Genomic DNA, 22,591 nt, shown 5'->3' with positions numbered 1-22,591 from the left:
TTAGGGATTATAATAATTAAGTATGCGATTTAACTAATGAAAGGAACAGTAAATGCTTAAAGTAGAAAATCTGTCATTCTCCGTAAATGAAAAAGGTATGGAGAGAAATATACTGTCGGATGTCAGCTTTGATGTAAAAAGCGGTGAGATGCTCGTCATCACAGGACCTAACGGCGGAGGCAAGTCCACGCTGGCAAAGGTCATCATGGGCATCGAGAAAGCGACAGCGGGAAAGATCACGCTGGATGGCACCGACATAACAGGATACGATATAGATGAAAGAGCTAAGGCCGGGATCGGATTTGCATTCCAGCAGCCGCCGAGATTCAAGGGAATGACGGTCGACAGACTGATTTCCCTGGCAGCAGGCGAGGAAAAGAGCGAATCCGAGTGCTGCTCGCTTCTGAGCAAAGTCGGACTTTGCGCCCAGGAATACGTGAAAAGAGAAGTCGACAACACACTTTCCGGAGGCGAGATGAAGCGTCTGGAGATAGCGACAGTGCTTGCAAAACCGCACAAACTCTGCATTTTCGACGAACCAGAAGCAGGCATAGACCTGTGGAGCTTTTCCATGCTGATACAGCAGTTCGAAGAAATCAAGAAGGACAAGAACCAGAGCCTCATCCTGATCTCGCATCAGGAAAGGATAATGCAGATGGCAGACAGAGTCATGGTGATCGAAGACGGCAGAGTTGCCGGCATAGGAAAGCGTGAGGATATACTCCCGCAGCTAATGCAGGAAGGTCCGTCATGCTGTGCGTATCTCAAGAGACTGGAAGAGATTTAGGAGGGTGCGAAATTGGCAGAACTTGATAAAGTAACACAGGCGATACTCAAATATATAGATGAAGCAGGCTTTAAGCAGGAAGGTGCGTTCAATCTCAGACATAACGGAGCTGCGCTGTGTCATGGGGACAGCGAACACATAAAGATCGTGAAAAAGCAGGACAAGCCGGGGATCGATATCTACATCGACGGTGATACGGACGGTGAAGAAGTCCATATCCCTGTAGTCCTCGATGCGACAGGCTTTACAGACAAGGTATACAATGACTTCCACGTTGCAGACGGAGCGAACGTCGTGATAATCGCAGGCTGCGGGATCCACAATGACGGACATGCCGACAGCCAGCACGATGGTGTGCACTCGTTTTTCGTGGGAAAAGGTGCAAATGTCACTTACCGCGAGAACCATTACGGTGAAGGCGACGGCAGCGGGGCGAGGATCCTCAATCCGGTGACGAAGATCACGCTGGACGAGGGCAGCATTTTCACGCTGGATACATCCCAGATAAAAGGCGTGGACTCGACTAAGCGAGAGACGCAGGTCGACATGGGCAAAAACACGAAGCTTTTCGTAGTGGAAAAGCTGATGACTCACGGAGATCAGGACGCGGAGTCGAATATGGAGATAAGGCTCAATGGAGAAGGCAGCTCGGCGCAGATAGTTTCGAGATCGGTAGCTAAGGAGAATTCGAGCCAGGTCTTCCATCCGGCAGCAGTCGGCAACAACAAGTGCAATGCGCACATACAGTGCGATTCGATAATCATGGACAGCGCACAGGTGCGATCGATACCGGAGATCAACGCGAAGCATCTCGATGCGGCGATAATACATGAAGCGGCTATCGGAAGGATAAACGACGAGCAGCTGATCAAGCTCAGGACGCTTGGCATGAAGGAAGAGGAAGCGGAGAACATCATCATAGAGGCATTCCTCAACTGACAGGCGTGAGCTGACCGGTGATTTTGACATCGGGGATTTGACATCCGGAACCGGCGAAGTGCGGAGGAACAGGAGACAGGACGATATGAAACTGATTTCATGGAACGTAAACGGAATAAGAGCGGCTATGGGCAAAGGCTTTCTCGATTTTGCAAAGGAGCAGGATGCGGACATCCTGTGCATCCAGGAGACGAAGATGCAGGAAGGGCAGGCTGAGGTGCCGCTGGATGGATACCATCAGTACTGGTGTTCCGCTGAAAAGAAGGGCTATTCCGGAACTGCAGTGTTTTCAAAGAAAGAGCCGCTGTCTGTGACATACGGCATAGGGATAGACGAGCACGATCACGAAGGCAGGGTGATAACCGCCGAGTATGACGGATTTTACCTTGTGAACGTATACGTGCCGAATTCGCAGAACGAGCTGAAAAGACTAGACTACAGGATGAGCTGGGAAGATGATTTCCTGGCATATCTCAAGAAGCTGGAGGAGAAAAAGCCGGTGATCGCATGTGGAGATTTCAACGTCGCTCACCGCGAGATAGATCTTAAAAATCCGAAGACCAACAGGAAAAACGCCGGATTCACCGACGAGGAGCGCCAGAAGATGACACAGCTCCAGGACGCCGGGTTCACCGATACCTTCAGATACTTCTATCCCGACCTCGAAGGCGCGTATTCGTGGTGGAGCTACCGCTTCAACGCCAGGAAAAACAACGCCGGATGGCGTATAGACTATTTCCTCACGTCAAAAGCCCTGGACGACAGGCTGCAGAAGGCTGAGATCCTGACTGACGTGTACGGCTCGGACCACTGCCCGGTGACACTCGAGATCGACATGTAAAGACTGCAGCTGAGGGTTTGCACAGTTTTTATGGCGAGTGCTGGGAATGGTGCGGTTGAATATGGATAAGTAAAAAGCCTGCAGGCGAGCACAGATCATTCTGATTCGCACTGCAGGCTTTTCGGTTTGTTTTGTAAAGTATACTGACATTACAGCGTAAAATGCTGCACTATCAGCGATACGACTGCTACCATGAACCAGCAGCAGAGTCCCAGGCATATCGGTCTGATGCCGTTCGTGAGCAGTTTTTTCAGATTTGTATTCATCCCTATCGCAGTCATCGCCATGATTATCATGAATTTGCCGATCTTCACGAGCGCGCCTGAAAACGCTGCCGGTATCGGCAGAAGTGTGTTGAGGATCGCGGTCGCTACGAAGCCGAGGACGAACCACGGGAAAACCCTGACGAAGCTGAAACCGCCGTCTTGTGCGGAAAGCTCTCCGTCAGCCGAGGCCATAGCCTTTTCACGTGCGATTTTTCTTGTCGTGTAAAACGCCAGCACGAGTGTTATCGGGACGATCATCAGGGTCCTGGTCAGCTTTACGATCGTTGCGAACGCCAGTGCTGTATTGTTTCCGGCGGCGCTGCTCCACGAAGCACCGGCAGCGACTACTGATGAAGTATCGTTTATCGCAGTGCCTGCCCACATGCCGAATTGCGTGTCGGTCATGCCCATCATGTGGCCGAGAGCAGGGAAAATGAATACCGCGATGATATTGAACAGGAATATCGTCGAGATCGCCTGAGCGACATCTTCGTCCTCAGCCCTTATAACGGGTGCAGTAGCCGCGATGGCAGAACCGCCGCATATCGAAGTGCCGACCCCGATGAGTACAGTCGTCTTGCCGTCGACTTTCAGTGCCTTTCCAACCACATATGCCGTTATGAACGATGTCGACAGCGTGAACAGCATCACCAGCAGCGACTGTCCACCGACCTTGATAACATTGAAAAGATTCATCTCAAAGCCGAGCAGTATTATGGAATACTGCAGTATGTATTTCGAAGTGAATTTTATGCCCTTTTCGAGTTTCGCAGGTCTTTTAAAAAACGCGATGATCATACCGATCAGTATGCCGAATACCGGTCCGCCTACTATCGGGAAAAGACCTCCAAGGATACGCGCGGGTATGGCTGCCGCAAGGCAGAAAACTATGCCGATAAGTGTTTCTGATTCAAAAAATTTCTGTTTCATGTCATATTCTCCTTTTGTGCTACAGAAAATATTAAAGTATATATCGTGATTTGTAAAGACCGCAAAAATATATTGACATATACCATACGGGGGTATACTATATAGGCGTGATAAAGATATACGAAAAGGAGACGGATCTTTATGGAAACAGGAAACATGAAATGCCAGAACTGCTGTCACAAGACGAAGGAGCGTTCACCGCAGGAATACAGGAAGCTGGTGAACAGACTCAGCAGGATAGAAGGGCAGATAAGAGGCATAAAGAAAATGGTAGAGGAAGATGCGTACTGTACAGACATACTGATACAGGTGGCGGCAGTGAACGCTGCGCTGAACTCTTTCAACAAGGAGCTGCTGGCGAGTCATATCAAGACATGCGTGGCAGAAGACATAAGAAACGGCAAGGATGAAACGATAGATGAGCTTGTATCGACATTGCAGAAGCTGATGAGATAGAACTGGAGGAACGTGATGTTGAAACAGTATAAGGTTACGGGAATGAGCTGTGCTGCATGCAGCAGCAGAGTGGAAAAGGCGGTGAACAAGGTGCCGGGCGTGGAAAGCTGCTCGGTGAGCCTGCTGACGAATTCGATGGGAGTCGAAGGGACGGCATCGCCGGCGGAGATAATATCGGCAGTGGAGGCTGCGGGATACGGCGCTTCGGAAAAGGGCGGCTCGGCTGAAGCCGGTGAAAGCGGCGCAGGCGCACAGATGTCTGCAGATGAGGAGCTTCTAAAGGATACGGAAACGCCGGTGCTGAAAAGGCGACTGATCGCGTCGGTGGCAGTTCTGATCGTGCTGATGTATTTTTCGATGGGTCATATGATGTGGAACTGGCCGATCCCTTCGATACTCGAGGGGAACCATGTAGCCATGGGGCTGATACAGCTGCTCCTTTCCGCGATAATAATGGTGATAAACCAGAAATTCTTCATAAGCGGCTTCAAGAGCCTGTGGCACAGAGCGCCGAACATGGACACGCTGGTAGCACTTGGTTCGGGCGCTGCATTCGTTTACAGCACATATGCGCTGTTTGCGATGACGGACGCACAGGTGAACGGAGATATGTCCGCAGTGATGAAATACATGCATGAATTCTATTTCGAGTCTGCGGCGATGATACTGGCGCTGATAACAGTCGGCAAGATGCTTGAGGCGCGTTCCAAGGGAAAGACGACGGATGCGCTGAAAGGGCTGATGAAGCTGGCGCCGAAGACGGCAGTGATATTAAGAGACGGTGAGGAAGTGACGGTGCCTGCATCTCAGGTAAAAAAAGGCGATATATTCGTCGTTCGCCCGGGTGAGAGCATACCGGTAGACGGTATAGTGAAAAGCGGGATGAGCGCGGTCGATGAATCGGCTCTGACCGGAGAGAGCATGCCTGTGGACAAAGCTCCTGACGATGCGGTATCCGCGGCGACGATCAACCAGTCGGGATTCCTGCAGTGCGAGGCTACACGAGTAGGCGAGGACACTGCGCTTTCGCAGATAATAAAAATGGTAAGCGATGCGGCAGCGACAAAGGCGCCTATAGCAAAAGTAGCAGACAAGGTATCGGGGATATTCGTACCTGCAGTCATCGCGATAGCTGCGGTGACGATACTGGTGTGGCTGCTGGTCGGACAGACAGTCGGCTTCGCGCTGGCGAGAGGCATATCGGTGCTCGTCATAAGCTGTCCGTGTGCGCTCGGACTTGCAACACCGGTGGCTATAATGGTGGGAAATGGTATAGGAGCAAGGCGCGGCATACTTTTCAAGACGGCTGTATCGCTTGAAGCGACCGGAAAGGTGCAGATCGCGGCGCTTGACAAGACCGGCACGATCACGGAGGGCGATCCGAAAGTCACGGATATCATACCGGTACATGGTGTATCCGAAGATGAGCTGATGACATATGCATATTCGCTCGAGGCGATGAGCGGGCATCCTCTTGCAAAAGCTGTGGTCGCAGCTGCAGAGGAGCGAGGGCTTGAGACTATGGATATCAGTGATTTCAGAATACTGCCGGGAAGCGGTCTTTCGGCGATGCTGGATGGAGAAGCGCTTTACGGTGGAAGCCTGAGCTTTGCATCAGAGACTGCAGAACTTGACGACGAGATCAGACGAAAGGCAGAAAGCCTGGCAGAAGAAGGAAAAACGCCGCTGTTTTTCATAAAAGACAAAAATATCCTCGGCATGATAGCAGTTGCTGACGTCATCAGAGAAGACAGCACGGCGGCAGTGAAAGAGCTGCAGGATATGGGCATCCGCGTAGTGATGATCACCGGAGACAACCGCAGGACTGCGGAGGCTGTGGGAAAACAGGCAGGAGTCGATCAGGTCATCGCACAGGTGCTGCCTGACGGCAAGGAAGCTGCGATACGAGAGCTTCAGAAGTACGGCAAGGTGGCGATGGTCGGAGACGGCATCAACGATGCACCGGCGCTTACAAGAGCCGATACAGGTATCGCGATAGGAGCAGGCACGGATGTCGCGATAGATGCGGCAGACGTGGTGCTGATGAACAGCAGTCTGAGCGATGTGCCTGCAGCGGTGCGCCTCAGCAGACTGACGCTCAGGAACATACATCAGAACCTGTTCTGGGCGTTCATATACAACGTTATCGGGATACCGCTCGCGGCAGGAGTGTGGATACATCTTCTGGGATGGCAGCTCAACCCGATGTTCGGCGCGGCAGCAATGAGCCTGTCCAGTTTCTGCGTAGTGACAAACGCACTCACGCTGAATCTGTTTGATATAAGGAATACGAGACACGACAGGAAAAGAAAACGTATAGATATTCCGCAGATAATAAATGAAATCGAAGAAGATGACAAGGAGGAACCAGGAATGAAAAAGACTATCAAAATCGAAGGTATGATGTGCAGGCACTGTGAGGCTTCAGTAAAAGGATCACTCGAGTCTCTCGATGGTGTAAAAGGCGCTAAGGTCAGCCATGAAAAGGGCACTGCAGTAGTCAAGCTCGCTGACGATGTGGCTGACGATGTTCTCAGGAAAGCTGTTGAAGACAAAGACTTCAAAGTATTATCCATCGAATAGCGCATCAGATGTTATTTTTTCACCGGTGATAAAATATAATATCCCGGGTGGTGATATTATGATAATCATGGTGAGAAAAAACGGTCTGATCAAAAAGGCAGGAATAATAGCCGCAGCATGTGTATTTGCTGTGGCTGTTTTTTCAGGTGCGGATATCGTAAAGGAAAAGGCAGTCAGCGGCTCTGCTGACGAGAACTGGGGGCTGAGCTTCCAGCAGGAGGGGCAGCCGCCTGTGGGGAACGCGACTGTCGAATACCTGGCGAAATACGACGCGTTTTACATGAAGAAAACCGATAAGAAAGTGATATATCTGACATTTGATGCCGGATATGAGAACGGGTATACGGCAAAGATCCTCGATGTACTCAAGAAGCATGATGTAAAGGCGGCGTTCTTTCTGGTGGGCAACTATATCGAGACGAGTCCGGAGCTTGTAAAGCGCATGGTAGAGGAAGGTCATACAGTCGGCAATCACACGTTCACGCATCCTGACATGTCGGCGATATCGACGAAGGAGGCTTTTGAAAAGGAGCTTACGGAGCTTGAAGACAAGTACAGGGAAGTGATCGGAAAGAAAATGAAAAAGTACTACAGACCTCCTCAGGGCAAGTACAGTGAGTCCAATCTCAAAATGGCCAGTGACATGGGATACAAGACCGTGTTCTGGAGTCTGGCTTACGTCGACTGGTACGAGTCGGATCAGCCGACTAAGGAAGAGGCTTTTTCCAAACTGATACCCAGAGTGCATCCCGGCGCGATCGTGCTGCTGCACAGCACCTCGAAGACTAACAGTGAGATACTGGATGAGCTGCTGACTGAATGGGAAGAGATGGGATACAGCTTCGGAACGGTAAAAGATTTATAAAACCGCTGTTAATTCCGAGTGCGATATTGTAAAATACATATAAGATCCGGATATATAGGGAGGAAAACGCTATGCCATTACTTTTACTTCTCGGGATAATAGTAGCTGTAATTGCTTTTGCCATATTCAAGGTCAACAAAGTCCAGTCGGACAGATTCATTGAGATGGCGAAAAATGCGAAACCGGCGGACGATGCGGTCGACGATGATGACGCAGCAGACGATACGGATAAGACTGACGACTAGGATATCGAGCTTTGTGATTTCGACGGCTGCGGGATCAGCTCATAAGCGGACGGCGGAAACAGCTATAAAAAAGAAAACTGAAGTGAACCAAAAACGATCTCTTTTCATAGTATAAAGCATACAAAAGATGCCTGCGAGACACTTTGATGGTACAGTCCGGCACCGGCAGCAGCCCGGCAGACGTGTACCGGAACGGTGCATCCTGATACCGGGCTCTGACCGGCGGACAGATGAAAGGGGATTTTTTTATGGCAAACTGTAACTGCAACACTGGTAATACCGGTTTTAATATAACTTGCGAAAACTGCGAATTTACAGGGCCGTGGCAGCGCGGCGGAAGATGCGGATCCATAGTTCCGTCCTGCGGATGCGGCGGCGGAACAGGAACCGGCAACGGAGGAAGAGGCGGCAGAGGCTGCGGCTGCGGAGGAATGACTTCGACAACTTCAGGTACTGCCTGGACTTCCGACACATGCGGCACTTCGAACACATGCGGAGGCTGCGGTGGAGGCTGTGGCTGCGGCAGATAAGCGGTGAGAAGCAGCTGTAAAACGATAATAAAAAGCCCGCCGTCTCACTAGCGGAGCGGCGGGTTTTAAAATACAACGAAAAGCTTAGTTTTTGAGGCTCTGCATCGGTGCAGGGATGCGACCTCCTCTGTTGATCATCACAGCAGAGGATTTTTTATTGATCTTCATGATAGGCCCCTTGCCGAGAAGTCCTCCGAAGTCGAGCATTTCTCCTTCCTTGTGACCGATGGCAGGTATCACTCTGACAGCGGTAGTCTTGGAGTTGACCATACCGATCGCAGCTTCATCAGCGATTATCGCTGAGATCGTTTCCTGCGGAGTATCGCCGGGCAGGACGATCATATCGAGTCCTACTGAGCATACGGCGGTCATCGCTTCGAGCTTTTCGATCGAAAGCGTGCCGGATTCTGCGGCGCTGATCATGCCTGCGTCCTCGGATACAGGAATGAAAGCTCCGGAAAGTCCGCCGACGTTCGAAGACGCCATGACTCCGCCTTTCTTTACAGCATCGTTAAGCATAGCCAGAGCTGCTGTAGTGCCGTGTGTGCCACACTGCTCGAGACCGATCTCTTCGAGTATGTATGCCACGGAGTCACCGACAGCAGGTGTAGGTGCGAGCGACAGATCGATGATACCGAACGGAACTCCGAGCTTTGCAGAAGCTTCGCTTCCGACGAGCTGCCCCATTCTCGTGATCTTGAATGCAGTCTTCTTTATCAGGTCAGCGACTTCTGAGAGCGGCGCATCCTTCGGCATCTTTGCGAGAGCTGCTCTGACAACTCCGGGTCCTGATACGCCTACGTTGATAACGCAGTCAGGCTCGCCTATGCCGTGGAAAGCTCCGGCCATGAACGGGTTGTCCTCAGGCGCGTTGCAGAATACCACGAGCTTTGCAGCGCCGATGCACTGTCTGTCGCTCGTAAGCTCCGACGCTTCCTTCACGATGCCGCCCATCATCTTCACGGCATCCATGTTGATACCGGATTTTGTCGAGCCGATATTCACCGATGAGCATACGAAATCGGTTTCAGCGAGAGCTCTCGGTATCGATTCGATGAGTTCTCTGTCTCCCGCAGCGAATCCTTTGTGGACAAGCGCCGAATATCCGCCTATGAAATTCACGCCGATCGCCTTTGCGACCTTGTCGAGAGTCTTCGCGTATTTTACAGGATCTCCGCCTGATACGGCAACGAGCAGAGAGATAGGCGTCACCGATATCCTTTTGTTGACGATAGGGATACCGTATTTCTTTTCTATTTCCTCGCCTGTCTTTACGAGATCCTTAGCGAGTCTGTATATCTTGTCGTAGACCTTCCTGCATGAGACGTCGATATCGCTGTCACAGCAGTCCATGAGCGATATACCCATAGTTATCGTTCTTATGTCAAGGTGTTCGTCCTGTATCATGGTTATGGTTTCCATGATATCCTTGGTGTTGAGCATGTCTGTTTACCTCCTGTGTGATGATGTGCTAGATCCTGTGCATTGAATTGAAAATGTCTTCATGCATCACATGGACTGTCATTGTAGGGACGATCTTTTCGATTCTGTTTTTGAGTTCGTCCAGCGTACAGTTCATCTTATCTATTTCAACGAGCATTATCATTGCGAAGTATTCGTCCAGTATCGACTGAGTCACTTCTGATACGTTTGCATTCGCTTCAGCGCATGTCGTGCTCACTTTGGCCAGTATGCCGACCATATCTTTTCCTATTACCGTAATAACTGCTTTCATTTTGACCTCCTGTATCTATAAACCGGCGGCGCCGGTGCTTATTCTTAATTTACGATTTTACCACAATATAGCGGCCGTCAGCAAGAGAATGATCAACTTTATATTTTATACGAAGATCCGGATACTTTTCTGCAAAGTAGTTCTTGTTGCGTCTGCTGTTTCCGACCATATTGGAAAACGAGTTGCCGCTGCTGCGGAATTCAAAGCGTTCATGGACTTCCGGACTTTCCGCAGACCTCTGCAGCAGCTCTGTGAGCTGCTCTTCAAGCTGCTCCTTTGCAAGCTCTCCCTCGACGAGCTGTCTGAATGCCGGATGGAAAGTATGGCCGCGGATCTCGCCGCCTTCGGTGATCAGGTCGGTGCTTTTGAGCCCCACGCGTATTATGTTGATCCCGGCATCATCGAGGATGCGGTACATTTCCTTTGTTATCGCGACAGCTTCATCAGTGGTCAGCGGAGAATACTCGCCACGCTGGTACATCCTGAGAAGTTCAGTGTCGTTCAGGACGATGGTAGGGTACAGCCTTGCGACAGACGGTGCGATCTTTACGGTCTCTCTTGCCGAATAGAGACAGCGCTTCAGGCTGTCCTCCGGCAGTCCGATCATGAGCTGTATGCCGAGCTCAAAGCCGTATGACTTGATGAGATCGCAGGCCTTGTACACATCTTCTGCGCTGTGGCCGCGGTTGGATGCTTTCAGCACTTCCGGGTGGAAAGACTGCACGCCGAGCTCGATGATATCCGCATCGTATTTTTTCAGATTGTCGAGTATCGTCTCATCGATGTAGTCAGGTCTCGTGGACATGTGTATCTTGTCGATCAGCCCGCGCGCCTTGTAATCTGCGGCGACTTCGAGAAATGCCGACTGCTCCTCGAGCGGGATCCCGGTGAAGCTTCCTCCGAAAAAAGCCACTTCTATCGTTTCCAGGTCGCGCCCCTGCAGAGTCGGCAGGTAATCGTCTATCAGTTTTTTCACGTCTTCCGGCTTTATATCCGCGGTCCTAGCGGTGATCGCCTTCTGATTGCAGAAAACGCAGTCGTTCGGGCAGCCTTTGTGCGGTATAAAGACGGGTATTATTGCATGCTTTTTCATAGTTAACATTCTATCACAAACATGGTATTATAGGTATGTTAGTTTGAAATAAAAGCATAAATTAAATGGAGAAGAATGGGTGTATCAGATGAGTAAATCAGGAAGCAGGAAAATACTGCTGATAGTGCTGGTGCTGGCGATAATCGTTGTCGGCATCGCAGCGATAGTGATGACGTTCTATTCGTCGAATTTTTCGATGAAGCTCAAGGGCGACGAGGAGATGACGGTAGGACTCAATGCGGTGTACGAGGATCAGGGAGTTGAGGCGGTCGTTGACGGCAGGGATGTGTCGGACAAGGTCAAGGTGACCGGAGAGGTGGACACTTCAAAACCGGGAACGTACGAACTGAAATACAGCGTCGAAGATCTGAAGGCTGTGAGGAAGGTAACGGTTCTGGATAAGATGAATCCGGAGATCGCCCTCAAGGGATCGGAGAAGATAGACGGTCTGAAACTCGGTGACAAGTTCGATGAGCCGGGCTACAAGGCGACCGATGAGAACGGCAAAGACATAACGGACAAGGTGAAGGTGGAAGGCAGCGATATCAGAAAAGCCGGCACGAATACCGTGAGCTATACGGTGAGCGATGACAATGGAAATACCACGAGAGTGACGAGAGAGGTTGAGGTCGCAGCCAATACGGATTACGGCGCACCGGGACTTCCTATCTGCATGTATCACTACGTTTATGATGAAAATGATCCACCGGATGATCTGAATCAGCGATTCGGCAACTATATATCGATGCAGGATCTTGAGGAGGAGCTTAACTGGCTCAATGAAGAAGGGTATTACTATCCGACGTGGAAAGAAGTGCGCGATTACGTCGACGGCAAGCTGCTGCTTCCCGACAAGAGCATAGTACTCTGCTTTGACGACGGTGCCGTGAGCTTCCTGGAAAACGGGATACCGGTGCTGGAAAAGTGCAAGACCCCGGCTACGTGCTTCATGATAACTTCATACAATGGAGAGGAAAAGATCGCGCAGTATCAGAGCGATTATGTGATCTATGAGTCGCATTCCGACAATATGCACAGAGGCGGCGGAAATATCGGACACGGCGGTATTTTCACTGCGATTTCAGAGGAAGACGGTCTTGCTGATCTTAAGCGTTCTATAGAGGTGTGCGGCAGCAGTGATGCATTTGCATATCCGTTCGGAGATTACAATGAGAGGAGCAGGAGCATGGTGGAAAAGGCAGGCTTCCTGTGCGCAGTGACTACTGAGTACGGCAAGGCGGAACCGGGCGATGATCCGCTGCTGCTTCCGAGAGTGAGAATGAGCATGGGACAGAGCCTCGCGGGATTTCAGGACAGAGTTAGTCCTTAGAAGCTTTTAGAGAAGGTATTCTGATCAGGGAAAGTCAGGAACGGTTCAGGCACGATGGAGCCCCCCCATCAGTGAATAATGATGCGATGCAGTGCAAAGCGCACCGTATGCAGCAGTTTTACATGTGCACAGGTGTGCCGGTGAGTATGCTGCCTATATCCGTCAGCGGAAAATCTTCAAAAAATAAGATGTCGATATCGCGGTCTTCAATGAAGGCTGCGATTTTTTTATAGTCGGGATGTGCGCTAAGGTCTCCGTTGAAGATCATAGTTTTCCGGCCATTCACAGTGATATGCCCTGCGCATCCGCCGATGAAGCCGTAATCGAACCCCGGCAGAGCGATGCTGGCCCTGCTTATGCGCAGAACGTCCGCATCCGTTTTTTCGAGTGCTTTTGCGATGCCTTCATCTGAAGTTATGAATGACGAATCATTGACAGGCAGACAGCAGCATCGCGTGTAGCCCTGCGGCACGTTTATTCTGCTGAGGTTATCCGTGGCATCAAGAAGCTCCGGATCGGTATATTCAAGGTTATGGATAAAATATTTCCCGGTGCAGACTGCATTGTAGATGATATTTCCCGGGTAATCATGCCCTAGCTTTGACGTATTTCCGTGGAAAAGGCGCACGCCGTCCCATAGCCCGAGCTGACACATGTGTATGTCGGCATGAGTAGAGACTTCCTCATATACCGGGGAATCTGTTCCGTCCAGCAGCACAGGTGAAAAACCCTGAGCCTTGAGATAGCTGACAAGCGGCTCACAGACAAGAGATGACAGATATACTTTTTTTTCGGATATATTTTCTTTGTCGGGCATGTTCTTGCTCCTTTCGCTCGATGGGGGCGGTTTTCAGACAGTATTATAACAAAGGACAGCATGTGGTGAAAATCATTTCTGCGGCTGCCATTTTTTGCAATATAAAAAATGCTGCAATTTTTATCGAATGTAATGTAAGTGAAAATACTCTGGATTATTTTGAAGGAGTTCGAGGATAGTGCTTTTTTACGTTTGTCAGATCAAGAATATAATCGACGCTGGTATCATAAAGCTCGGCTAGTTTGATGAGACAGTCTACAGGAATTGAACGAGTGCCTTTTTCATATCTTCGATAGACTTCTCGGGCTATATTCAAGCGCTGCGCTACCTGTTTTTGTGTATAATCGTGATCGATTCTTAAATCTTCTATTCTTTTAAAGTACATGGCACTCCATTCTTTTATGTTAAATACTCTATAAACAGATGATTGTTCATTGACTAATGCTATCATTTGGTGGTATAATGATGCAGAAAAGAGACCAAATGGTAGCATGAAAATAAATGACAGGAGAAGAAAAATGAAGTATTTAAGTTACAGAGAAATTGGTATAAAGGGTTGTGGATTGTTGGCAATCATCGCAATGTTTTTGCCATTTATTGTTGAAGATTATTATCAGATATCTATAGTAGATATATTTTTTGGAATGAATGATGTGAATGTAAGTTCACCGGAACTCATGGCATATGTTATATTGCTTTTATTTGCGCTGATTATGGCAATCGCTGTCATAGTTTTAAATGAGGAGTATGTAATAGCTTTTGCTTTAGCAGGGCTGCTTTTAACGCTTCTGGCTCGATTTTTACCGGAAATGGTAATAAAGCATTATTTGAATGGAACAGTAGGAAGTTCTATTGTAATGGGATTTTTACAGTTTGGCTCAGGATGGTGGATCATGCTGCTGGCTTTTGCAGTGGCGGCAGCAGGAGGATTTATTGCAAAAAAGCAGGTAAGCCATCGCGAATGAGGAAAATGTAAAAAGTTATGAATAAAATAAAACGCTGTGTTTATGCAATATTGTTGTTAATGATCATATTCTGTTTAGGCAGCTGCAGTAGTAATAGTGTTGGAATTGATAATGGAAAAGAGCCTTTGTCCAATTATGTGCTGGGAGAATGGAGTGGACAGGTGGATGTTGCAGATATAATGTACAAAGAACTGGAATCTGAATTAGGGGTAAATATATTTCCGGAACCCGAGTATTGTGATGTGAGTGTTTCTTTTTACGAAAATGGTACATATATCTATAGAATTGATATAGGTGAATTTGCAGCAGCGGTAGGAAAATGTGTAGAACCATATGTAAGTGCAATAGTGGGATTCAGTACGGAAAATCTGGTGGACCTTATTATGCAGTATGTGGTTAATGATATTTCTTCTGAAAATGGAATAGAAAACGGTACGTATGCTGTTGATAATGAGCAGATGATCGTTACGATGTCGAATGAAAATGGAGAAGAAAGAATTTTATATCTGATGGAGGATAGTTCTTTGCAGTACGAAGATAATGAAATTGATCAAGTCATTACATTCCAGAAGAATTAATTTATTTCATGGATTATATTCATATCTTTGAAATGTGTAAATAATAAAGCTTGCTAACACCTATTATGGTGTACTGGCAAGCTTTTATACATTGCATTGATATGTGCGGTTTTTTGCATCATGTCACATTATCTCTTGCGGCAGCCTGTAAAAATCAATATAATAAAATCATGGTCAATATAGGAAACAGCTGGGACGAAGTCCTAAAGGGAGAATTTGAAAAAGATTATTATTTGAAGCTCAGAGAATTTCTGAAAGCGGAGTACGGCAGCAGGGTGATATACCCTGATATGTACGACATTTTCAACGCGCTGAAGTTCACACCATACGAGAAAGTCAAGGCAGTGATTCTGGGACAGGATCCGTATCACCAGCCGGGACAGGCACACGGGCTTTGCTTTTCGGTAAAGAAAGGAGTTGCAAAACCGCCTTCGCTCGTAAATATTTTCAAGGAACTTCAGGAAGATCTGGGGATAGAACCGCCATCGCACGGCAACCTCGAAAGCTGGGCGAAAAACGGTGTGATGCTGCTCAATACAGTGCTGACCGTAAGGCGCAGCAGTGCGAATTCGCATGCAGGCAGAGGCTGGGAGATCTTTACGGACAGAGTGATAGAGCTCCTCAATCAGAGAGAGGAGCCGATGGTATTCATACTCTGGGGAAGGAACGCGAAGAACAAAGAAGCTCTCATAACGAATCCGAAACACTGCATCCTCAAAGGGGCGCATCCGAGTCCATTCTCGGCATACAACGGATTTTTCGGGGGCAGGTATTTTTCGAGAGCCAATGAGTTCCTTGAGAAAAACGGACAGGGGCCGATAGACTGGCGCATACCTGAATAGGCTGCAAAGTCTACAGGCACAGTGTGAGTATGGCCTCTGTGATGAAGACTGCAGCGCATGCGCCGACAGCGACGATTATCAGGCTGCGTCCCCTGAACGATATCACGATCGCAACGAGCAGTCCGGCGACAGCCGATACTATATTGCCGGTGGCGTAGAGGATCGCAGGGAATGTCATCGCAGCGAGCACAGTATAAGGTATATAATAGAGAAACGAGTTTATGAACCGGTTCTCTATTTTTTTGTTTATCAGTATGAAAGGCACGACTCTCACGAGGTAAGTGACGCCGGCCATCACCAGCAGATATGGCAGGAATTTCATGAAATCCATTACAGCACCTCCTCTTCGTCATCATCTTCATTTACAGGGAACAGCAGCGCGCCGGCGATAGAAGCGGCGACGGCACAGATTATGATAGCAAATCCCGATGATATGATCGAAAATACAGGCACATAAAACAGTATCGAGCTTATCGCGACCGCGATAAGTACGACGATGAGCACGTGTACATTTTCTCTTGCCTTTGGTACAACTACTGCGATGAACATGCCGTACAGCGCCACGCCAAGCGCGTTTGTGACGATCTCAGGCATGATGTTTCCGAGCACGGCTCCGCAGAGAGTGCCGGCGGACCATCCGATTATAGGGAGAAATGCCAGACCGGCAAAATATCGTCTGCTGACATTCCCGTCCTGACCGATCGCTACTGCGAATATTTCATCGGTGATCGCAAAACCGAATATCAGTCTCCATATCCCTTTGAATCTGCTGTCCGTTTTTTGTGAAAGCGCGATCCCCATCAGTGCGTATCTGGAATTTATCACGACCTGTGTGACCGCCATTTCTATGTATGTGCCCATGCCTGCCATCACAGTGACTCCTGCGAACTGACCGGCAGAGGTGAGATTCGTGAATGATATGAGCACGGCCTCTATCCATGTAAAGCCGCTCTGCACGGCCATCAGGCCGAATGCGATAGATACGGAGAAGTAGCCTAAAGCTACAGGGATCCCGTCTTCCAAACCTTTTCTGAAATGCATTGAGTGTCCTTTCGTTTTCTGTCTATCGTCCGGTGCTGCCCGTGTCGAGCATGTCTATCGTCGGCGATACATGGTAAAAATCTTTGAGCGCGCGGTATTCATCATCTGCTTTTTTCATTGCGGCGCGATCGGGCCTGTCCGGCATCACGGCCTTTATCATGATGTTCTTTGCGGTGTGCTCCAGCGATGTGAATTCTGTCATAGCGACTTCATAACCGGCAGCTTCGAGCTTCAGTCCTCTGAGCCCATCAGTCAGCAGTTCGGTGAACTTGTCCTTTATGATTCCGTGTTTCAGCATCGGCTCGTCGACCTCGCTTTTTATCTGCGAGAACAGCTCGTGCTGGCAGCATGGTACCGACAAGATCACGCGGCTGTGCCACTTTACAGCGTTGATGAGTGCAAAATCCGTAGCTGTATCGCATGCGTGCAGTGTCACGACCATGTCGGCGCCGTCGCTTTCATAGTCGGCGATATCGCCGGTAAGGAATTTCAGCTCGTCGTAGCCGAGCTTCCGGGCTGTCCTGCTGCAGAAGTCGATAACGTCTTTTTTCAGGTCGAGTCCGATGATCTCGACGTCGCGCTGCTTTACGAGCCTGAGGTAGTGGTAGAGCGCGAAGGTCAGATAGCTTTTGCCGCATCCGAAGTCTATGATCCGAAGTCTGCCGCTGTCCGGCAGATATTCGAAACAGCTGTCTGCGATCTCGAGATACCTGTTGATCTGTCTGAATTTAGAATAGTGATTTTTGAAGACTCTGCCCTCGGGCGACATCACGCCGAGCTCTATCAGAAAGTCGCACGGTACGCCGTCCTCGAGGATGTACTGTTTTCTGCGGTCGTGCGAAAGCTCTCCGGCACTGCGCGAAGCAGCATGTCTGGTGATCTTGGGTCTGTCCGGTTTTGATGCCAGGATCTGTATGTCTTCGCTCTCGGTCAGTATGTTCACCTGTTTGAAATCTTCCGCGACAGTGCGTTCTGCGAAGCTGACAGCCTCGTAGTACGGTATGTTTTCGTGTGTGACCTTTTTATCGTAATGAAATTCGGCCTGGAACATGTATTCACCTTTTATCGTCACAGGCCTGAGTGTTATTTTTTTGTATTCGATCGATTTCTTTCTTTTTCCGGCAAAGATTATCTTTACCAGACGGCCGCTGTCTATGGCTGTGCACAGCACCTGAAGTATCTTTTCCATGGTAACCGCCTTCCTTTTGTCCTGAACTTATATATTATCACAGAAGACGGTCCGGTGGAAGCTAATAAGGGTAATTGAACGGGATTTCAAAATATTCCGTTAACGACAGGACGAGCGTGCGTGCGATCAGATCGATGTTGTTCACTATCCACAGCGCATCCTCGAGATTGTCGTGATATGCCAGCTCGATCAGGTTCGAAGGCGCTCTTGTCAGTCTCAGTTCGGCAAGAGATGTGTTCGGAACGATGTTCACGAGATCCGGATCGGGATATATCACCTTCAGGTTGTCGCTGAAGATCCCGGCGGCACGCTTGCCTTCGCTGCTTGTCGCGTAATAGTAGATGTCCGGCCCTCGCAGCTGACCTGCGATATTTGCAGGAGAGGCGTTCGAGTGGAGAGCCAGGTGAAAGTCGTAACTGCCGGCATTTGAAAGCGCTATCGCCTGAGAAAGCGTATCGTCCGGGTCGTTGCGCGTGTAAGTTATGCCGGATGCATCCAGGTAAGGCTCCATGGCGTCGGCGATGAGGTTCATGTAGTATTCCTCGCTGCCCAGTCCGTTGATGTAAGGGTTGTACTGCTGGACAGACGGGCTCAGAAATAGATCAGGCATTTTGTGTCTCCTTTTCATGTAAAGTATTGCAGCGGTCGCGCAGTCAGGCTGCTGTATCGCAGCGGCTGCAGCCGCAGTTACTCCATCATATGCGTATCAATTATTTTTTGACACAGAAGCGTAATTGATTTACAATATAATATTGTACAAAACGCAATTCAGAAAGCAGGGACAAATAATATGTCAGATAAACAGAAAATAATCAATATCGCAGTTATCGCGCACGTAGACGCGGGTAAATCGACGCTCGTAGATGCTTTTTTAAACCAGAGCGGAGTCTTTCGCGACAACGAGCAGGTGGTAGACTGCGTGATGGACAGCGACGATATAGAACGTGAGAGAGGCATCACGATATATTCCAAAAACTGTTCCGTCATGCATGGAGATGTAAAGATAAATATCGTCGACACGCCGGGACACGCAGACTTTTCATCAGAAGTCGAGCGTATCATCAAGACGGTCGATACAGTGATACTGCTTGTCGATTCCAGCGAGGGGCCTATGCCGCAGACGAGATTCGTACTGAAAAAATCTCTGGAGCAGGGTATCAATCCGATACTGCTGATAAACAAGATCGACAAGAAAGACGCACGTATCGATGAAGTAGTCGATGAAGTATACGAGCTGTTCATGGATCTTGATGCAAATGACGAGCAGCTTGACTTTCCGATACTTTACGGCATAGCCAGACAGGGTGTAGTCGTATACGATCCTGAAGACATCAAAAATATAAATGTCGAGAATGATGACACTCACACAAAGATAAAGAAGAGTGCAAAGGGCATGAACGGTCTCGATATCACGCCGCTGTTCGATACGATAATCAATCACGTGAAGCCGTATCCTGATCGCAACGAGGAGCCGCTGCAGCTGCAGATATCGGCGCTCGCATATGACGATTATATCGGAAGACTCGGTATCGGCAGAGTGACGAAGGGGATAGTGAAAGCCGGAAGCGTCGTGGCTGTAGCCAAGGGCGACGGTCAGATCGAGCAGAGAAAGATAAACCAGGTATTCGTGTACAGAGGTCTCAAGAGGATGGCTGTAGATCAGGCAGAGTCAGGTGACATAGTCGTAGTATCGGGCATCTCCGATATTTCGATAGGCGAGACGATATGCGATAAGGAAAATCCGGATCCACTCGATATGATAGAGATCGAAGAGCCTACGCTTTCCATGTATTTCATGGTAAACAAGTCGCCGTTTGCGGGAAAAGTCGGCAAGTTCGTGACGTCCAGACATATAAGAGAACGTCTCGACAAGGAGCTGGAGGTCAACGTTGGACTCAAAGTCGAGGAGACCGACTCCACAGACAGCTTCAAAGTCTCGGGAAGAGGTGAGCTGCACCTTTCCATACTGATAGAGAATATGAGGCGTGAAGGCTACGAGCTGGCTGTTTCCAAACCGGAGGTAATAATGCACCGCGATGAGAACAACGGCATCCTTGAGCCGATCGAGGAAGTGGTGCTTTCGGTGCCGGACGAGTACTCGGGATCCGTGATATCCAAGCTGAACCTGAGAAAGGGAATGATGCAGGAGATGAAGAGCGAGAACGGATTCACACGACTTGAGTATCTGGTGCCGACAAGAGGTCTTCTCGGATACAGGAGCGAATTCATCAACGACACCAGAGGCGAAGGCACGATGGTGAGGAGATTCGATAAATTCGACAAGTACATGGGCGATATCCCGGGCAGGGTAAACGGAGTCGCTATCGCGCAGGAAGAAGGCGTGGCGACACCGTACGCGATCTTCAATATAAGCGAGCGTGTCCAGATGTTCATCGAGCCGGGAACAAAAGTGTATGAAGGCATGATAATCGGAATGAACGCAAGGAGCGAAGACATGGTCGTGAATCCGTGCAAGGCGAAGAAAGCGACCAATATGCGTGCTGCCGGAAGCGATGACAACATCAAGCTGGCGCCAGCAAAGGTGTTCACGCTCGAGGAGGCGCTGGAGTTCATAGATGACGACGAACTCGTGGAGATCGTTCCGGACGATATCAGACTCAGGAAGAAATATCTCAAGGAGCTTGAAAGAAGAAGACTCGGCAGGAAGATCAAAACGGAGGAATAGCGTATGGATGAACTGTCAAGGACGCAGAAGATCATCGAAAAGTTTTTCGAATCCGACAAGCCGCTGGAGCTGGGGATGCTGGCGCTGAATCTGATCATCACGATCCTGATAGGACTGATCGTGATAAAGCTGATACTGAGCTTCACGAGACGTGCGCTGAAGCGAAGCAGTCTCGATGTTGTGCTTTACACGTTCATAATCAATGCGATAAAGGCTGTCAGCGCGATAATACTGGTGACGATGTGTCTCGGCATACTGGGTGTGCAGATGAGCACGATAGTTGCGGTGCTGGGCGCTGCAGGCGCTGCCATAGCACTGGCGCTGAAAGACAGCCTTGCCAATATCGCCGGCGGAGTGATGATAATCGTTACGAAGCCCTTCAGCCGCGATGACTATATAGATATCGGGACGGTTTCAGGCAAGGTCAAGGATATAGATCTTTTTCTGACCACGCTGCGCACATATGACAATAAGACGATCACCGTGCCGAACGGTCTGGTGAACACATCGATACTGGTGAACCACAGCAAAGAGGATATAAGGCGTGTCGACTGCAAGTTCGGAATCAGCTACGAAAGCGATATCACGCTGGCCAAGCAGCTGCTGAGAGAGATCTGTGAAAGCAGCGACATGATACTGAATGAACCGAAGGCTACGATCGGAGTGTCGAGACATGATGACAGCTCTGTGATAATGGATATGTTCGCATGGTGCAGGACCGAGGATTACTGGACCGTGAAATATTTCCTCGAAGAAGAGGTGAAGCGGGTATTCGATGAAAACGGGATAGAGATCCCTTATCCGCACATGGATGTGAAGCTTAAACAGGAATAATGTATACAGTAGTAAAGGCTGCAGGCTGTTCAAGTCATGCGGCCTTTTGTGTTTTTCAAATTTTTTAGGTGAATCCTAAATAAAATGTTATCGGAACAACATTCTAAAGGCGGATTTGTGTTAAAATCAGGTGTGGCATATTGAAAAAGTGTTTATTAGTTAGAAGTGCCTGCTATTTTAGCGGGGGAAAACAGCTCACCGGCTGTAAAGCAGAAGGAAATGATGAAATATCTTGGTACAATTATTGAGAGCGGATTATTTGATAATCTGAACAGGACCGACTACATGCATGCATTCGAAGAACTCAACGTCATAGGTCAGAACATGAAAAAGGATGACGTTATTTTCCGTGTCGGCGACAAGGTGAGCAAGATATGCATAATAGACAGGGGAAGTGTCAGAGGTGAGAAAGCGTACCCCAACGGCGAGCTGCATATAATACAGGTATATGACGAAGGAAATATATTTGCGATCGAGACTGCAGTGTCGAAAAAAAAGACTGCGCCGATCGATTACATATGCAATGAGGACTGCACGATAGTGTTCGTTTCCCTGACTAATATCAACAATTCGAGATTCAGCAGACAGATATATGATGTGCTTATGCAGCACATGGCAAGCGACAATATCAGGAAAATGCACAAGATCGAAATACTTGCGGAAAGAGGACTGAGAAACAGGATACTGATGTATCTTGAGATACTTCACAGAAAATCAGGGACAGATACTGTCAGCGTCAAGATGAGCCGCGAACAGCTGGCCCAGTATCTGTGCGTGAACAGGAGTGCCCTGTCGAACGAGCTGAATAAAATGAAACGCGAAAAGATCATAGATTTTGAAAAAGACCAGTTCAGATTTCTGTAATGCGGCAGACGTCTAGTTACAGTGAATATCGATGCATCGGGATTTATGGTTATTTACGGAATAGCCGTCTTTTTAGAAAATACCACAAAAAAACAAATATAATAGTAGAAAATAAACAAAAAGAATGATAAAATAGTTTGATAATCATTTTATCTTAATGTAGTCAAAAATAATA

Annotated in this window: 25 protein-coding genes; 15 read left to right on the top strand and 10 right to left on the bottom strand. The window is 48.7% G+C overall.

Going from position 1 to position 22,591, the window contains the following annotated elements:
• Positions 1 to 52 precede the first annotated feature (52 nt).
• The 3 genes from OCV59_RS03125 (at position 53) to OCV59_RS03115 (ending at position 2,567) form a co-directional block, all read left to right on the top strand.
• A complete protein-coding gene (locus tag OCV59_RS03125) occupies positions 53 to 787 on the top strand; it encodes an ABC transporter ATP-binding protein (RefSeq protein ID WP_147593058.1) in 735 nt (244 codons plus the stop codon).
• A 12-nt stretch (positions 788 to 799) separates the two neighbouring features.
• Positions 800 to 1,726 (top strand): SufB/SufD family protein, encoded by a 927-nt coding sequence (locus OCV59_RS03120; RefSeq protein WP_147593057.1) that lies wholly within the window; start codon positions 800 to 802, stop codon positions 1,724 to 1,726.
• An 85-nt stretch (positions 1,727 to 1,811) separates the two neighbouring features.
• Positions 1,812 to 2,567: an exodeoxyribonuclease III gene (locus OCV59_RS03115; RefSeq protein ID WP_147593056.1), complete on the top strand. Its 756-nt coding sequence runs from the start codon at positions 1,812 to 1,814 to the stop codon at positions 2,565 to 2,567.
• 149 nt (positions 2,568 to 2,716) lie between these two features.
• Here the strand turns inward: OCV59_RS03115 and OCV59_RS03110 are convergent, their stop codons facing one another.
• A complete protein-coding gene (locus tag OCV59_RS03110) occupies positions 2,717 to 3,763 on the bottom strand; it encodes a YeiH family protein (protein WP_147593055.1) in 1,047 nt (348 codons plus the stop codon).
• Positions 3,764 to 3,919: 156 nt separating this feature from the next.
• Between OCV59_RS03110 and OCV59_RS03105 the strand changes: the two genes are divergently transcribed.
• From OCV59_RS03105 to OCV59_RS03085, 5 genes are all read left to right on the top strand, one after another.
• Positions 3,920 to 4,219, top strand: a complete 300-nt coding sequence (locus tag OCV59_RS03105) for a metal-sensing transcriptional repressor (protein WP_147593166.1) — start codon at positions 3,920 to 3,922, stop codon at positions 4,217 to 4,219.
• An 18-nt stretch (positions 4,220 to 4,237) separates the two neighbouring features.
• The gene (locus OCV59_RS03100; RefSeq protein WP_147593165.1) at positions 4,238 to 6,802 is read left to right on the top strand and encodes a heavy metal translocating P-type ATPase; all 2,565 of its coding nucleotides are present in this window, start codon (positions 4,238 to 4,240) and stop codon (positions 6,800 to 6,802) included.
• A 58-nt stretch (positions 6,803 to 6,860) separates the two neighbouring features.
• Entirely contained in the window at positions 6,861 to 7,667 is an 807-nt protein-coding gene (gene pdaA / locus OCV59_RS03095) for a delta-lactam-biosynthetic de-N-acetylase (protein WP_147593054.1), read from the top strand.
• Between the two features lie 71 nt (positions 7,668 to 7,738).
• A complete protein-coding gene (locus tag OCV59_RS03090) occupies positions 7,739 to 7,912 on the top strand; it encodes a hypothetical protein (RefSeq protein WP_262584081.1) in 174 nt (57 codons plus the stop codon).
• Between the two features lie 248 nt (positions 7,913 to 8,160).
• Entirely contained in the window at positions 8,161 to 8,442 is a 282-nt protein-coding gene (locus OCV59_RS03085) for a hypothetical protein (protein ID WP_147593053.1), read from the top strand.
• Positions 8,443 to 8,526: 84 nt separating this feature from the next.
• Here the strand turns inward: OCV59_RS03085 and OCV59_RS03080 are convergent, their stop codons facing one another.
• From OCV59_RS03080 to OCV59_RS03070, 3 genes are read right to left on the bottom strand one after another with little or no spacing between them, the layout of a single operon-like run.
• Complete coding sequence (locus tag OCV59_RS03080) at positions 8,527 to 9,885, bottom strand: PFL family protein (RefSeq protein ID WP_147593052.1); 1,359 nt, start codon at positions 9,883 to 9,885, stop codon at positions 8,527 to 8,529.
• Positions 9,886 to 9,913: 28 nt separating this feature from the next.
• Positions 9,914 to 10,177, bottom strand: a complete 264-nt coding sequence (locus OCV59_RS03075) for an ACT domain-containing protein (RefSeq protein WP_147593051.1) — start codon at positions 10,175 to 10,177, stop codon at positions 9,914 to 9,916.
• A 49-nt stretch (positions 10,178 to 10,226) separates the two neighbouring features.
• A complete protein-coding gene (locus OCV59_RS03070; RefSeq protein WP_147593050.1) occupies positions 10,227 to 11,270 on the bottom strand; it encodes an elongator complex protein 3 in 1,044 nt (347 codons plus the stop codon).
• A gap of 88 nt (positions 11,271 to 11,358) precedes the next feature.
• Here OCV59_RS03070 and OCV59_RS03065 point away from each other — a divergent pair, with 88 nt between their 5' ends.
• A complete protein-coding gene (locus OCV59_RS03065) occupies positions 11,359 to 12,600 on the top strand; it encodes an immunoglobulin-like domain-containing protein (RefSeq protein WP_147593049.1) in 1,242 nt (413 codons plus the stop codon).
• Between the two features lie 118 nt (positions 12,601 to 12,718).
• On the opposite strand, the gene OCV59_RS03060 is transcribed toward OCV59_RS03065, so the two are convergent.
• Complete coding sequence (locus tag OCV59_RS03060; protein WP_147593048.1) at positions 12,719 to 13,417, bottom strand: DUF6873 family GME fold protein; 699 nt, start codon at positions 13,415 to 13,417, stop codon at positions 12,719 to 12,721.
• A 154-nt stretch (positions 13,418 to 13,571) separates the two neighbouring features.
• Positions 13,572 to 13,802 carry a helix-turn-helix domain-containing protein gene (locus OCV59_RS03055; protein ID WP_147593047.1) on the bottom strand — a complete coding sequence of 77 codons (231 nt, stop codon included), beginning with the start codon at positions 13,800 to 13,802 and terminating at the stop codon, positions 13,572 to 13,574.
• Positions 13,803 to 13,935: 133 nt separating this feature from the next.
• On the opposite strand from OCV59_RS03055, the gene OCV59_RS03050 reads away from it, so the two are divergent.
• The 3 genes from OCV59_RS03050 (at position 13,936) to OCV59_RS03040 (ending at position 15,802) form a co-directional block, all read left to right on the top strand.
• Positions 13,936 to 14,382: a hypothetical protein gene (locus OCV59_RS03050; RefSeq protein WP_147593046.1), complete on the top strand. Its 447-nt coding sequence runs from the start codon at positions 13,936 to 13,938 to the stop codon at positions 14,380 to 14,382.
• Positions 14,383 to 14,399: 17 nt separating this feature from the next.
• Entirely contained in the window at positions 14,400 to 14,960 is a 561-nt protein-coding gene (locus tag OCV59_RS03045; RefSeq protein WP_147593045.1) for a hypothetical protein, read from the top strand.
• Between the two features lie 170 nt (positions 14,961 to 15,130).
• The gene (locus OCV59_RS03040; RefSeq protein WP_147593044.1) at positions 15,131 to 15,802 is read left to right on the top strand and encodes a uracil-DNA glycosylase; all 672 of its coding nucleotides are present in this window, start codon (positions 15,131 to 15,133) and stop codon (positions 15,800 to 15,802) included.
• A 10-nt stretch (positions 15,803 to 15,812) separates the two neighbouring features.
• Here the strand turns inward: OCV59_RS03040 and OCV59_RS03035 are convergent, their stop codons facing one another.
• The 4 genes from OCV59_RS03035 to OCV59_RS03020 form a co-directional block, all read right to left on the bottom strand.
• Positions 15,813 to 16,133, bottom strand: a complete 321-nt coding sequence (locus OCV59_RS03035; protein ID WP_147593043.1) for an AzlD domain-containing protein — start codon at positions 16,131 to 16,133, stop codon at positions 15,813 to 15,815.
• Complete coding sequence (locus tag OCV59_RS03030; protein ID WP_147593042.1) at positions 16,133 to 16,843, bottom strand: AzlC family ABC transporter permease; 711 nt, start codon at positions 16,841 to 16,843, stop codon at positions 16,133 to 16,135. Before OCV59_RS03030 ends, OCV59_RS03035 begins: the two co-directional genes overlap by 1 nt.
• A gap of 22 nt (positions 16,844 to 16,865) precedes the next feature.
• Positions 16,866 to 18,032, bottom strand: coding sequence for a class I SAM-dependent methyltransferase (locus OCV59_RS03025; RefSeq protein ID WP_147593041.1), 1,167 nt, complete (start codon positions 18,030 to 18,032; stop codon positions 16,866 to 16,868).
• 61 nt (positions 18,033 to 18,093) lie between these two features.
• Positions 18,094 to 18,642 carry an N-acetylmuramoyl-L-alanine amidase gene (locus OCV59_RS03020; protein WP_147593040.1) on the bottom strand — a complete coding sequence of 183 codons (549 nt, stop codon included), beginning with the start codon at positions 18,640 to 18,642 and terminating at the stop codon, positions 18,094 to 18,096.
• A gap of 180 nt (positions 18,643 to 18,822) precedes the next feature.
• Between OCV59_RS03020 and typA the strand changes: the two genes are divergently transcribed.
• The 3 genes from typA to OCV59_RS03005 all read left to right on the top strand — a co-directional run bounded on the left by typA (position 18,823) and on the right by OCV59_RS03005 (position 22,416).
• Positions 18,823 to 20,718, top strand: a complete 1,896-nt coding sequence (typA, locus tag OCV59_RS03015; RefSeq protein WP_147593039.1) for a translational GTPase TypA — start codon at positions 18,823 to 18,825, stop codon at positions 20,716 to 20,718.
• A gap of 3 nt (positions 20,719 to 20,721) precedes the next feature.
• Positions 20,722 to 21,552 (top strand): mechanosensitive ion channel family protein, encoded by an 831-nt coding sequence (locus tag OCV59_RS03010; protein ID WP_147593038.1) that lies wholly within the window; start codon positions 20,722 to 20,724, stop codon positions 21,550 to 21,552.
• A 219-nt stretch (positions 21,553 to 21,771) separates the two neighbouring features.
• Positions 21,772 to 22,416, top strand: coding sequence for a Crp/Fnr family transcriptional regulator (locus OCV59_RS03005; protein ID WP_147593037.1), 645 nt, complete (start codon positions 21,772 to 21,774; stop codon positions 22,414 to 22,416).
• Positions 22,417 to 22,591: the final 175 nt, after the last annotated feature.

It is taken from the genome of Brotomerdimonas butyrica (genome assembly GCF_025567305.1).
GTDB classification, from domain to species: Bacteria; Bacillota; Clostridia; order Peptostreptococcales; family Anaerovoracaceae; genus Lentihominibacter; species Lentihominibacter butyricus.
Note: the sequence above shows the minus strand (reverse complement) of the source record. Positions and strands in the feature narration are given on the sequence as shown.

What these genes read in the sequence shown, in the direction of transcription:
- OCV59_RS03125 (WP_147593058.1), top strand. Translation starts at nt 53, where the DNA reads ATGCTTAAAGTAGAAAATCTGTCATTCTCCGTAAATGAAAAAGGTATG.
- OCV59_RS03115 (WP_147593056.1), top strand. Translation starts at nt 1,812, where the DNA reads ATGAAACTGATTTCATGGAACGTAAACGGAATAAGAGCGGCTATGGGC.
- OCV59_RS03110 (WP_147593055.1), bottom strand. Translation starts at nt 3,763, where the DNA reads ATGAAACAGAAATTTTTTGAATCAGAAACACTTATCGGCATAGTTTTC.
- OCV59_RS03105 (WP_147593166.1), top strand. Translation starts at nt 3,920, where the DNA reads ATGAAATGCCAGAACTGCTGTCACAAGACGAAGGAGCGTTCACCGCAG.
- pdaA (WP_147593054.1), top strand. Translation starts at nt 6,861, where the DNA reads ATGATAATCATGGTGAGAAAAAACGGTCTGATCAAAAAGGCAGGAATA.
- OCV59_RS03090 (WP_262584081.1), top strand. Translation starts at nt 7,739, where the DNA reads ATGCCATTACTTTTACTTCTCGGGATAATAGTAGCTGTAATTGCTTTT.
- OCV59_RS03085 (WP_147593053.1), top strand. Translation starts at nt 8,161, where the DNA reads ATGGCAAACTGTAACTGCAACACTGGTAATACCGGTTTTAATATAACT.
- OCV59_RS03080 (WP_147593052.1), bottom strand. Translation starts at nt 9,885, where the DNA reads ATGCTCAACACCAAGGATATCATGGAAACCATAACCATGATACAGGAC.
- OCV59_RS03075 (WP_147593051.1), bottom strand. Translation starts at nt 10,177, where the DNA reads ATGAAAGCAGTTATTACGGTAATAGGAAAAGATATGGTCGGCATACTG.
- OCV59_RS03070 (WP_147593050.1), bottom strand. Translation starts at nt 11,270, where the DNA reads ATGAAAAAGCATGCAATAATACCCGTCTTTATACCGCACAAAGGCTGC.
- OCV59_RS03065 (WP_147593049.1), top strand. Translation starts at nt 11,359, where the DNA reads ATGAGTAAATCAGGAAGCAGGAAAATACTGCTGATAGTGCTGGTGCTG.
- OCV59_RS03060 (WP_147593048.1), bottom strand. Translation starts at nt 13,417, where the DNA reads ATGCCCGACAAAGAAAATATATCCGAAAAAAAAGTATATCTGTCATCT.
- OCV59_RS03055 (WP_147593047.1), bottom strand. Translation starts at nt 13,802, where the DNA reads ATGTACTTTAAAAGAATAGAAGATTTAAGAATCGATCACGATTATACA.
- OCV59_RS03050 (WP_147593046.1), top strand. Translation starts at nt 13,936, where the DNA reads ATGAAGTATTTAAGTTACAGAGAAATTGGTATAAAGGGTTGTGGATTG.
- OCV59_RS03045 (WP_147593045.1), top strand. Translation starts at nt 14,400, where the DNA reads ATGAATAAAATAAAACGCTGTGTTTATGCAATATTGTTGTTAATGATC.
- OCV59_RS03040 (WP_147593044.1), top strand. Translation starts at nt 15,131, where the DNA reads ATGGTCAATATAGGAAACAGCTGGGACGAAGTCCTAAAGGGAGAATTT.
- OCV59_RS03035 (WP_147593043.1), bottom strand. Translation starts at nt 16,133, where the DNA reads ATGGATTTCATGAAATTCCTGCCATATCTGCTGGTGATGGCCGGCGTC.
- OCV59_RS03030 (WP_147593042.1), bottom strand. Translation starts at nt 16,843, where the DNA reads ATGCATTTCAGAAAAGGTTTGGAAGACGGGATCCCTGTAGCTTTAGGC.
- OCV59_RS03025 (WP_147593041.1), bottom strand. Translation starts at nt 18,032, where the DNA reads ATGGAAAAGATACTTCAGGTGCTGTGCACAGCCATAGACAGCGGCCGT.
- OCV59_RS03020 (WP_147593040.1), bottom strand. Translation starts at nt 18,642, where the DNA reads ATGCCTGATCTATTTCTGAGCCCGTCTGTCCAGCAGTACAACCCTTAC.
- typA (WP_147593039.1), top strand. Translation starts at nt 18,823, where the DNA reads ATGTCAGATAAACAGAAAATAATCAATATCGCAGTTATCGCGCACGTA.
- OCV59_RS03010 (WP_147593038.1), top strand. Translation starts at nt 20,722, where the DNA reads ATGGATGAACTGTCAAGGACGCAGAAGATCATCGAAAAGTTTTTCGAA.
- OCV59_RS03005 (WP_147593037.1), top strand. Translation starts at nt 21,772, where the DNA reads ATGATGAAATATCTTGGTACAATTATTGAGAGCGGATTATTTGATAAT.